Origin of the sequence: Pantoea latae, from assembly GCF_002077695.1 — a bacterium.
GTDB classification, from domain to species: domain Bacteria; phylum Pseudomonadota; class Gammaproteobacteria; order Enterobacterales; family Enterobacteriaceae; genus Pantoea; species Pantoea latae.
In genome coordinates this window covers 163,131-173,718 of the sequence record NZ_MWUE01000027.1, presented here as the reverse complement: position 1 = coordinate 173,718, position 10,588 = coordinate 163,131, and the positions used below count along the sequence as shown (strand labels likewise).

Genomic DNA, 10,588 nt, shown 5'->3' with positions numbered 1-10,588 from the left:
CAATTTTAGTTATAGTAATGTTAGCGAAAGCGCTGAAAAAATCAAATTATTGTTAAAATTAAAAAATAACCATTGAAAAACAATATGATAATCTGATAGATATTTGCAGAAAAAAGCGTCTAAAATTCTTAGCGCAGCATAGGATTCTTCTTAACGAAGCCGCAGCATTTTTAAAGGGTTTAAGTCAATAAAAACGCTGACTCACTCTTTGATCTAGATCAAAATTTACTATTACGGCTGGCGCATCATATAGCCATGGCGCAAAAACTTATTTAATAAAGTTGTCATACAGAGACGTTATTCAATAAGGTTTTGCTGACAAGCTTCTCACGCGCGCTAATATTAAATCGCGCATCAACAAAGCCGAAATTCTCTTCTTTATAACTTGCAGACCAACACTATGAACATGAAAACGACGCTGAACGAAGCCGCGCAACCTGCGCCCGTCCCGCCGCCGGGACAACACAAACGCTGGATCATGCTGGCCCTGCCGATTGTTGTCGCCGCGCTGCTGCTGCTGGTGCCGACGCCGGCGGGCCTTGAACCCTACGCCTGGCACTTCTTCGCCATTTTTGTCGGTGTGATTGTCGGACTGATCTTCGAACCCCTGCCGGGCGCGGTGATCGGTCTGACCGGGGTAGTGGTTATCGCCCTGTTCAGCCAGTATGTGCTGTTCAGCCCCGCCGAGCTGGCGAAGCCGGGCTTTAAAGTCGCCACCGAGGCGTTTAAATGGGGCGTCAGCGGCTTCGGCAACTCCACCGTCTGGCTGATCTTCGGCGCCTTTATGTTCGCCGCCGGCTACGATAAAACCCAGTTCGGCCGCCGCCTGGCGCTGATCCTGGTGAAATATCTCGGCCGCCGCAGCCTGACGCTCGGCTACGCCATCACCTTCGCCGATCTGCTGCTGGCGCCCTTTACGCCGTCGAACACCGCGCGCAGCGGCGGCACCATCTACCCGATTATCGCCAACCTGCCGCCGCTTTACGGCTCTAAACCCAACGACCCGAGCGCGCGCCGCATCGGCTCCTATCTGATGTGGGTCGCCATCACCGCCGCCTGTATCACCAGCTCGATGTTCCTCTCGGCGCTGGCGCCGAACCTGCTGGCGCTGGCGCTGGTAAAAAGCGTGGTGGGCTTCGATATCTCCTGGGGCATGTGGTTTATCGCCTTCCTGCCGCTCGGCGTGCTGCTGATCCTCACCATGCCGCTGCTGGCCTACTGGCTCTATCCGCCGGAAGTGAAAGTCAACGACGAGGTGCCGCGCTGGGCGACCGCTGAACTGGCAAAACTGGGCAAGCTGTCGCGCAATGAGATCCTGCTGCTGATCTTTGTGGTGTGCGCCCTGCTGATGTGGATTTTCGCCACCGCCTGGATTGAGCCGGCGATGGCCGCCCTGCTGGTGATCATACTGATGCTCTGGACCGGCGTGCTGAACTGGAGCGATATCACCAGCAACAAAGCGGCGTGGAACACCTTCGCCTGGTTCGCCACTCTGGTGGCGCTGGCGGATGGTCTGGCGCGCGTCGGCTTTATCGCCTGGCTGGGCAAAGAGGGCGGCATGCTGCTGCAGGGGTATGACCCGCAGGTCTCCGCCGTGGTGCTGCTGATCGCCTTCTATCTGCTGCACTACCTGTTCGCCAGCACCACCGCGCACACCACCGCGCTGCTGCCCGCGATGCTGACCATCGCCGCGGCGATCCCGGGCATCAATATGCCGGTGTTCTGCCTGATGCTCTGTACCTCGCTCGGCGTGATGGGGATTATCACCCCGTACGGCACCGGCCCCAGCCCGATTTACTACGGCAGCGGCTATCTGCCCACCAAAGACTACTGGCGTCTGGGCACCATTTTCGGCCTGCTGTTCCTGGTGCTGCTGATGCTGATCGCCTATCCGTGGATGGTGATGATGTTCTAAAGAGGGCGACGAAACAGGTTAATAAAGTGTAAAATCTTTTCCCTTCTGCTTACGCCAGCCGCGTCCCGCGCGGCTGGCGAAATAAAAACCAACAAGATTTGCGGCTGTTTTCCTCGCGCTGCGTGAGGCGGAGCCGTCGCATTAAGTGAGCCGAGATGTCGAACAAACCTTTCTACTATCAAGAACCCTTTCCGCTGTCCCATGATGACACCCAGTACTATCTGCTGACGCGCGAGCACGTCTCCGTCGCCCGGTTCGAGGGCGAAGAGGTGCTGAAGGTGGATCCCAAAGCGCTGACGCTGCTGGCGCAGCAGGCGTTTCACGACGCCTCTTTTATGCTGCGTCCGGCGCACCAGCAGCAGGTCGCCTCTATCCTCGCGGACGATGAAGCGAGCGAGAACGATAAATATGTCGCTCTGCAGTTTCTGCGTAACTCGGAAATCGCCGCCAAAGGCGTGCTGCCGACCTGCCAGGACACCGGCACGGCGATTATTATGGGCAAAAAAGGGCAGCGCGTCTGGACCGGCGGCGGCGATGAAGCCGCGCTGTCGCAGGGCGTCTATAACACCTTTATCGAAGATAACCTGCGCTATTCGCAGAACGCCGCGCTCGATATGTATAACGAGGTGAACACCGGCACCAACCTGCCGGCGCAGATCGATCTCTACAGCACCGACGGCGACGAGTATAAGTTTCTCTGCATCGCCAAGGGCGGCGGCTCCGCCAATAAAACCTATCTCTATCAGGAGACCAAAGCGCTGCTCTCTCCCGGCAAGCTGAAGAACTATCTGGTGGATAAGATGATGTCGCTCGGCACCGCCGCCTGTCCGCCCTATCACATCGCCTTCGTGATTGGCGGCACCTCGGCGGAGGCCACGCTGAAGACCGTGAAGCTCGCCTCGACGCACTACTACGACAGCCTGCCCACCAGCGGCAACGAGCACGGTCAGGCGTTTCGCGATCTGGCGCTGGAGCAGGAGCTGCTGGAGGCGGCGCAGCAGCTGGGTCTGGGGGCGCAGTTTGGCGGCAAATATTTCGCCCACGATATTCGGGTGATCCGTCTGCCGCGTCACGGCGCCTCCTGTCCGGTGGGGATGGGCGTTTCCTGTTCGGCGGACCGCAATATCAAAGCGAAGATTAACCGCGACGGCATCTGGATCGAGAAGCTGGAGGACAATCCGGCGCAGTATATTCCGGAAGCGCTGCGTCAGCAGGGCGAAGGCGGCGTGGTCAGCGTCGATCTTAACCGGCCGATGAAAGAGATTCTGGCGCAGCTGTCAGCCTGGCCGGTCTCTACGCGTCTGTCGCTGAGCGGCACCATTATCGTGGCGCGCGATATCGCCCACGCGAAGCTGAAAGAGCGCATCGACAGCGGCGAAGGGCTGCCGCAGTATGTGAAAGATCACCCGATCTACTACGCTGGCCCGGCGAAGACCCCGGCAGGCTACGCCTCCGGCTCGCTTGGCCCGACCACCGCTGGCCGCATGGACTCCTATGTCGATCTGCTGCAGTCGCACGGCGGCAGTATGATTATGCTGGCGAAGGGCAACCGCAGCCAGCAGGTAACGGACGCCTGCCACAAGCACGGTGGTTTCTACCTCGGCAGCATCGGCGGCCCGGCGGCGGTGCTGGCGCAGCAGAGCATCAAGAAACTGGAGTGCGTGGAGTATGCCGAACTCGGCATGGAGGCGATCTGGAAGATTGAGGTAGAGAACTTCCCGGCGTTTATCCTGGTGGATGACAAAGGCAACGACTTCTTTAAGCAGATTCAGGACAGCACCTGCGCGCGCTGCGTGAAATAGTACTGGGCCAGGCTCTTAAAGGCCGCACCCTGCTTTAACCAGCGGACGGCAGGGTCTGGAGAGCAAAGCGTCCCGCGCCAGGGACAAAAACGCCGGGAGCGTTTTTGAATAACGCGCAGCGTTGACCCGTTTACGGGCGCACCTCATGGATGAGGTGCGTATCCTCGCGGGCCGAGCGCGCATGGATGCCTTGAGCGACTTTGCGATCAGACCCTGCCGTCCGCGTCTGCGCAACGACCGCAGACCTCACCACGCCAGTCTGTCTTTACCAGAAACGCGGCACTTCCGCCGCATCGCTCGCTTCTCCCGCTCGCACTCGAGCGGCGGCATCGCCATCGCGCAGCGAGACCGGCAGATTAACCGCAATGATGCTGTACTCCACGCCGTCCAGCACCTCGTCATGTTCAGTCAGCACGTTATAAAATTCGTTCATCAACATTCCTTATTCAGTTCGGCCTCTGGCCTGTCAGGAACCACCGCCCTGACCATGCCACAGCTATTTTACGCTGTTATGACAGTTCACAATGGGTCGAAAAACCGCTAAATGCACTGAGATAAAGATGAAACAAAAACGGCGTGTTGCCCAGCGGCAACACGCCGTCAGCCGCGAAATCAGAAGAAACCGAGCGGCTGCACGCTGTAGCTCACCAGCAGGTTTTTGGTTTGCTGATAGTGATCCAGCATCATCTTGTGGGTTTCGCGCCCGATGCCCGATTTTTTATAGCCGCCGAACGCGGCGTGCGCCGGATAGAGGTGATAGCAGTTGGTCCAGACGCGCCCCGCCTTGATGGCGCGGCCGACGCGGTAGGCGCGGTTGATGTCGCGCGTCCAGACGCCCGCGCCCAGCCCGTAAATCGAGTCGTTGGCGATGGCGATCGCTTCCGCCTCATCCTTAAAGGTGGTGATACCCACCACCGGCCCGAAAATCTCCTCCTGGAAAACGCGCATGCTGTTGTTGCCCTTCAGCAGCGTCGGCTGAATGTAGTAGCCGCTGGCGAGATGGCCTTCCAGCTTCTCTATGCCGCCGCCGGCCAGCACTTCCGCGCCCTCCTGCTGGGCGATCTCCAGATAAGAGAGGATCTTGTCGAACTGCTGCTGCGACGCCTGCGCGCCAACCATGGTTTCGCTGTCCATCGGATCGCCGCGCTTAATGGTTTTGATGCGCTTCATCACCGCTGCCATAAACGGTTCGTAGATAGACTCCTGCACCAGCGCGCGCGACGGGCAGGTGCAGACCTCGCCCTGATTAAGGAAGCCGAGCACCACCCCTTCCGCCGCTTTCTCGATAAAGCTCTCTTCCGCCTGCATAATATCTTCGAAGAAAATATTCGGCGATTTACCGCCCAGCTCTACGGTTGAAGGGATCAGGCTTTTCGCCGCCAGCTCGAGAATATGGCCGCCGGTCGCCGTGGATCCGGTAAACGCCACCTTGGCGATGCCGGGATGGGAGGCCAGCGCCTCGCCCGCCTCTTTGCCGTAGCCGTGCACCACGTTAATCACGCCGGGCGGCAGCAGATCTTTAATCAGTTCGACAAACAGCGTGATGCTCAGCGGCGTCTGCTCGGCGGGCTTCAGCACCACGCAGTTGCCCGCGCCCAGCGCCGGCGCCAGCTTCCACGCTGCCATCAGCAGCGGGAAGTTCCAGGGAATAATCTGCGCCACCACGCCGAGCGGCTCATGAAAATGGTAGGCGGCGGTAAATTCATCAATCTCGGCGGCGGTGCCCTCCTGGGCGCGCACGCAGCCGGCGAAATAGCGGAAGTGATCCACCGCCAGCGGCAGATCGGCGGCCAGAGTTTCGCGCACCGGCTTGCCGTTATCCCAGGTCTCGTTGACCGCCATATACTCGAGGTTCTGCTCCAGCCGGTCAGCAATCTTCAGCAGCGCCAGCGAACGCAGCTGCGGCGAGGTTTTGCCCCAGGCGTCGGCGGCGGCCTGCGCTGCGGCGACGGCATTGTCGACGTCCGCCTTGTCAGAGCGCGGAAACTCGCCCGCGTCGGAGCCGTTGACCGGCGAGGTGTTGGTAAAGTAGTTGCCGTTCACCGGCGTCACGAATTCGCCGTTAATAAAGTTGCCGTAGGTTTTCTGCAGCTGGATCAGAGAACCCTGTTCTCCGGGAGAGGCGTAACGCATGATCAAACTCCTTTCAGGTCAGGAATTGAAACAACAATGAAACGTGCTGTTAACAATGAACGAACAAACCTGGCCTGTCAGATGTTGCTTTCAAGAACTGTGACCGCCGCAAAGGAAAAGCGTAACGCCTGCGCACGGCAGGCAAAACAGAGAGGAGCACGGGTGGCTGAAAAGAGAGGCGACGCGCTTTTGCGCTCAGGCGCCCTGCGCCTGGCTCGCCTGCGGACGCGTCTGCTGCCAGAACGCCAGCAGCAGTTCGCGCGCCCAGTCGTCGCCGTCGATATCCGCGCCGCTGTCGCTGACGCCCGACGGCAAACAGGCGCGCATAATACGGCGCGAAAATTCCGGGTGAAACTGCACCGACAGCGCCTGCGGCGAATAGCGCAGGATCTGACAGCCGTCTTTCTCCGACGCCGCCAGCACCTGCGCCTGCGGCGGCGGGACCAGCACCGACTGGCGATGCGACAGCCAGACGCTAAACCGTTCCGGCAGCGCTGCCAGCAGGTTGTCGCGCCGCGCCGCCGCGTCACACACTACCGGCAGCAGACCGCGCTCCCAGCCGTTGGGGTTGTCCGCCACCTTGCCGCCCAGCGCGTAGGCCATCAGCTGATGACCGTAGCAGACGCCGAGCAGCGGCAGCTGCGCCTCCAGCGCCGCCCGCACCCATGCCGCGCTGCGCTCGCTCCACTCGGCGTGATCGGTGACCATCGCCCAGGAGCCGCTGAGGATGGCGCCGCCGATCTGATCGAACTGCGGCAGGGATTCGCCCAGATGAGGGCGCACAATCACATAATCATTAGGCTGCAGGCCGAGCGCCTCGATAAACCAGCGCGGCTGTTCACCGATACGCGCGACTACGTCGGCAGGGGGCGTTTCTAACTGAATCAGGGCAAGAGGCAAAGCGGAAGTGGCAGTCACGAATCGACTCCTTTGCAGGTGAACGTCTCGGTAAAGCAGTCTGACAGCAAAGCGGCGGCTTGTCTTATGATTTTCCCGCCCGCGTCATAACATAAAAATATTTGTCGCCGCCTGTCGGCGCCTCCCCGCTTCGTGCCATCATTAGGGCGTGGCGAAAAAATAACAGCGAAGGACAGTATTGTGGCATTGCGGCATTTTTTTCTGGTGTTGATGGTGGTGTCCATCTGGGCGTTCAACAACGTGGCGGTTAAGTGGGGGCTGCTGGAGCTGCCGCCGCTGTTTCTCACCTGGATGCGCTTCGTGGTGGTGGCGATCGTGCTGATCCCCTTCTGCCGTATCACGCGGCAGCAGCTGCCGTGGCTAATGGCGCTCGCCTTTACCTTCGGCTTTATGCACTTCTCGCTGCTGTTCGTCGGCATGCGCTATACCGACGCCGGCACCGGCGCGATTGTGGTGCAGCTCGGCACGCCTATCGCCATGCTGCTGGCGATGGTGGTGCTGAAAGAGCGGCTGCGGGCGATCCAGCTGGTCGGCATCGCCGTCTCGCTGTGCGGCGTGGCGGTGCTCTCCGGCAGCCCGACCATTCCCGCCTGGTGGGTGCTGGCGATCCTGCTCTGCAGCGCCACCGGCTGGGCGGTGAGCAATCTGATCGTCAAGAAATCGCCGCCGATTAAGCCGCTAACCATGACCGGCTGGATCGCCTTTCTGGCGGTGCCGATCGTCGGCCTGTCGAGCTTTGTGATGGAGTCGCATCAGTTCTACGCGCTGAGCCAGGCGGGCTGGCGCGGCTGGTTCGGCATTCTCTACAGCGCCCTCGCCTCCTCCATTGTCGCCTATACCCTCTGGTACGGACTGCTGAAGCAGTACAACGTCAATCTGATCATGCCCTATTCGCTGCTGACGCCGGTGCTGTCGGTGCTGATGGGCATCCTGGTGCTGGGCGACAGCCTCAACAGCTTTAAGATTATCGGCGCCTCGCTGGTGGTCTGCGGCACGGCGATTGCGGTGATCAACCTGCGCAGCCTGCGTATGCACGCGCGCTTTCCGCGTCTGCGCCGCCGCTAGACAAGCGGTGCTATGCTCTGGATACCGCTTATTTCTGGAGCACGCTTATGGATTATCCGCTCGCCGCGTCGCTGTGGCAGCAGCTGTGGCAAGGATTGCGCGGCCCGCAGCCCGCCGCCGCCGCGCCTGTTTTTCTCGATACCGCCACCTTCTCCTCCGCCTTCGCCGTCAGCGAGCTGGCTGCTACCAGCCTCGGGCTGGCGACGCGGGCAACGGCAGAGCTGATCGGCAGCGAGCAGCCGGTCAGCGTCAATGTGCGCCTCGCCTCGCGCTGGTTTCAGCACAGCTTTTTCCCGCGTAATCGCCCTGCGCCCGCGCTCTGGGACGCCTTTGCCGGTGATTACCGCAGCGCCGACAGCTGGATCCGCCTGCACACCAACGCGCCGCCTCACCGCGCGGCGATGGAATCCGTGCTGGGCCGGCATGCCGATCGCCACGCGCTGGCGCAGCAGGTTGCGCGCTGGCAGGCGGAGACGCTGGAGCAGGCGATTGTTGACGCAGGCGGCTGCGCCGCGCAGATGCGCAGCGAAAAGGGGTGGCAGCAGCATGCACAGGGTCAGGCAGTGCGCGACGAGCCGCTGATCGCCTGGCAGCGTGGCGCCGCCGCGCCAGCGCGCAACTGGCCGATGCCCGCCGCCCGACCGCTGCTCGGCGTGCGGGTGCTCGATTTAACGCGCGTGATCGCCGGACCGGTAGCGACCCGCTTTCTCGCCAGCCTGGGTGCAGAGGTGCTGCGTCTCGATCCGCCCGACTGGGACGAGCCGACGCTGGATGAAGAGATGAGCTGCGGCAAACGGCGCGCGGTGGTCGATTTCACCACAGCGGCGGGCCGCGAGACGCTGCGCGCGCTGCTGCGGCAGGCGGACGTGCTGGTGCATGGCTATCGCGCCGACGCGCTGGAGCGGCTGGGGTTTGACGCAGAGACGCGCGCCACGCTGTCGCCGGGGCTGGTGGATATCAGCCTTAACGCCTGGGGCTGGGGCGGCCCATGGCGCAACCGACGCGGCTTCGACAGTCTGGTGCAGATGGCGTGCGGCATCGCCGAGCGCGGCATGGTCTGGGCGGCAAGCGACAGGCCGACGCCGCTGCCGGTGCAGGCGCTGGATCACGCCACCGGCTATCTGATGGCCGCCGCCGCGCTGGAGGGGCTGCGTCAGCGCCGCGCCACCGGCTACGGCAGCCAGGCACGGCTGTCGCTGGCGCGCACCGCCCTGCTGCTACAGCAGCATCCTTCCCGGCACGCGAGCGCAGGCATTAGCGCCCATCAGCACGACTGGCTACCCGCAACAGAGCTGACGCCCTGGGGCGTCGGCGAACGGCTACGCGCCGCCGCGCGTCTGCCCGGCACGCCGCTGCTCTGCGCGACGCCGGGCTGCGAACCGGGCGCGCACCCGGCGCGCTGGTAAACAGCGGGCGGCGTTACGCGTCGCCCGCCTCTTCGTTCAGCTCATCCCACATCGCCTGAATCGCTTCACGGCTCAGCATCGCCAGCGTGCGGTAGAAGGCGGTAGTGGCGTGCGCCTCGACTTTGCCAAGAAACGCGCCGCACCAGGGCAGCAGATAGCTGTCAAACAGGGCGCACTGCGCCGCGCTCTCATCTTCCGCCGACTGATCTTCCAGCCAGGAGGCAGCCAGCATCAGCACGCCGAAGTGATCGGCGGGCGCGTCGCCGAGCGGCATGCCGCGTGAGGCGAGAAAGGCGCGCACTTCCGGCTCGGGTTTACCCTCCGGCCACTGCGAGGCATAGGGCGGCACGCTGCAGTCGGGGCCGACAAACAGCGCGTTATAGTCCGCCGCCAGCGCCTGCGGATCGCTGTTCTGCTGCAGGCGCTGCAGCAGCTCATCCTGCTCCAGCGGCCATTGCGCGCTGAGTTTGCCCTCGCGCAGCAGCGTAAACAGCGGCACCAGCAGCGGATCCTGCGGCTGGCGATTAAACAGGGAACCGATGACGCGGCAGAGAATGGAAAACTCGTTCATGCACTATTCCAGAGGCAAAAGGGTTTAAAAATCCGCCAGTTCGGCAATCTGCTTGCCGGTACGCTGCTCAAGAAAATCGAGCAGGCGGCGCGGCGTGACATTTAACACGCGATCTTCAGGAAAATCCACTTCGCGCGTGATGCGCAGGCAGTGCTCGAAATTCCCCAGCGTAAAGGCGGTGTGGGAATCGGAGCCAAACGCCAGCCTGCCGCCGGCGTCGCGCACCGCTTCGGCGATGGCGCGGCAGTTCGGCTCGCTGCCGGGACGCGAGGTGGTAAACGAGGAGTTGTTGATCTCCAGCGCCACGTTGTAGTGCGCCGCCGCTTCGGCAATGGCGCGGATATCTACCGGGAACTTCGGGTTGCCTGGATGGCTAATGATATGCGCCACGCCGTTGGCCATGGTGGCAATCATCGCGTCGGTGTGATGACTCTTGTCGCGCGGCGCGTAAACCGGCTCGTGAAAGCCGGCGATAATCAGATCCAGCGAGCCGAGCATCGGGCCGGAGCAGTCGATTTCGCCCTGCTGGTTTTTAATATTGGCCTCGATGCCGCGCAGAATGCCGACGCCGTCGATAACGCGCGGCCAGATTTTCATATTGACGAAGTGCCAGTAGTGCGGCGCATCGGCCATATCGGGGCCGTGATCGGTGATGGCGAACAGCCGGATGCCGTTGTTTTTCGCCTGCGCGACATAGTCGTGCAGCGTGCTGTAGGCGTGGGTGCTGGCAACGGTGTGCATATGTAAATCAACAGGATACATTCTCTTCTCCTCTCTG

The 10,588-nt window shown here is 61.7% G+C and carries 9 protein-coding genes; 4 read left to right on the top strand and 5 right to left on the bottom strand.

Going from position 1 to position 10,588, the window contains the following annotated elements:
- The first annotated feature begins 406 nt into the window (after positions 1-406).
- Positions 407-1,915, top strand: coding sequence for an anion permease (locus tag B2J69_RS18805; protein WP_094078531.1), 1,509 nt, complete (start codon positions 407-409; stop codon positions 1,913-1,915).
- A gap of 155 nt (positions 1,916-2,070) precedes the next feature.
- Entirely contained in the window at positions 2,071-3,717 is a 1,647-nt protein-coding gene (fumA, locus tag B2J69_RS18800; RefSeq protein ID WP_081141156.1) for a class I fumarate hydratase FumA, read from the top strand.
- A gap of 265 nt (positions 3,718-3,982) precedes the next feature.
- Here the strand turns inward: fumA and B2J69_RS24110 are convergent, their stop codons facing one another.
- From B2J69_RS24110 to B2J69_RS18790, 3 genes are all read right to left on the bottom strand, one after another.
- Positions 3,983-4,150, bottom strand: a complete 168-nt coding sequence (locus tag B2J69_RS24110) for a hypothetical protein (protein WP_158083443.1) — start codon at positions 4,148-4,150, stop codon at positions 3,983-3,985.
- 179 nt (positions 4,151-4,329) lie between these two features.
- A complete protein-coding gene (exaC, locus tag B2J69_RS18795; RefSeq protein WP_081141155.1) occupies positions 4,330-5,850 on the bottom strand; it encodes an acetaldehyde dehydrogenase ExaC in 1,521 nt (506 codons plus the stop codon).
- 195 nt (positions 5,851-6,045) lie between these two features.
- Positions 6,046-6,768, bottom strand: coding sequence for a glutamine amidotransferase (locus B2J69_RS18790; RefSeq protein WP_081141154.1), 723 nt, complete (start codon positions 6,766-6,768; stop codon positions 6,046-6,048).
- A 180-nt stretch (positions 6,769-6,948) separates the two neighbouring features.
- Here B2J69_RS18790 and B2J69_RS18785 point away from each other — a divergent pair, with 180 nt between their 5' ends.
- Complete coding sequence (locus B2J69_RS18785) at positions 6,949-7,833, top strand: DMT family transporter (RefSeq protein WP_081141153.1); 885 nt, start codon at positions 6,949-6,951, stop codon at positions 7,831-7,833.
- A gap of 47 nt (positions 7,834-7,880) precedes the next feature.
- Positions 7,881-9,239 (top strand): CoA transferase, encoded by a 1,359-nt coding sequence (locus B2J69_RS18780; RefSeq protein ID WP_081141152.1) that lies wholly within the window; start codon positions 7,881-7,883, stop codon positions 9,237-9,239.
- 13 nt (positions 9,240-9,252) lie between these two features.
- Here the strand turns inward: B2J69_RS18780 and B2J69_RS18775 are convergent, their stop codons facing one another.
- Both B2J69_RS18775 and B2J69_RS18770 read right to left on the bottom strand, forming a co-directional pair.
- Positions 9,253-9,810, bottom strand: coding sequence for a TorD/DmsD family molecular chaperone (locus B2J69_RS18775; protein ID WP_081141151.1), 558 nt, complete (start codon positions 9,808-9,810; stop codon positions 9,253-9,255).
- Between the two features lie 24 nt (positions 9,811-9,834).
- Positions 9,835-10,572 carry a phosphatase gene (locus B2J69_RS18770; protein ID WP_081141150.1) on the bottom strand — a complete coding sequence of 246 codons (738 nt, stop codon included), beginning with the start codon at positions 10,570-10,572 and terminating at the stop codon, positions 9,835-9,837.
- Positions 10,573-10,588: the final 16 nt, after the last annotated feature.

Bases quoted from the DNA above. Each gene is read 5' to 3' on its own strand.
- B2J69_RS18805 (WP_094078531.1), top strand. From the start codon at position 407: ATGAAAACGACGCTGAACGAAGCCGCGCAACCTGCGCCCGTCCCGCCG.
- fumA (WP_081141156.1), top strand. From the start codon at position 2,071: ATGTCGAACAAACCTTTCTACTATCAAGAACCCTTTCCGCTGTCCCAT.
- B2J69_RS24110 (WP_158083443.1), bottom strand. From the start codon at position 4,150: ATGAACGAATTTTATAACGTGCTGACTGAACATGACGAGGTGCTGGAC.
- exaC (WP_081141155.1), bottom strand. From the start codon at position 5,850: ATGCGTTACGCCTCTCCCGGAGAACAGGGTTCTCTGATCCAGCTGCAG.
- B2J69_RS18780 (WP_081141152.1), top strand. From the start codon at position 7,881: ATGGATTATCCGCTCGCCGCGTCGCTGTGGCAGCAGCTGTGGCAAGGA.
- B2J69_RS18775 (WP_081141151.1), bottom strand. From the start codon at position 9,810: ATGAACGAGTTTTCCATTCTCTGCCGCGTCATCGGTTCCCTGTTTAAT.
- B2J69_RS18770 (WP_081141150.1), bottom strand. From the start codon at position 10,572: ATGTATCCTGTTGATTTACATATGCACACCGTTGCCAGCACCCACGCC.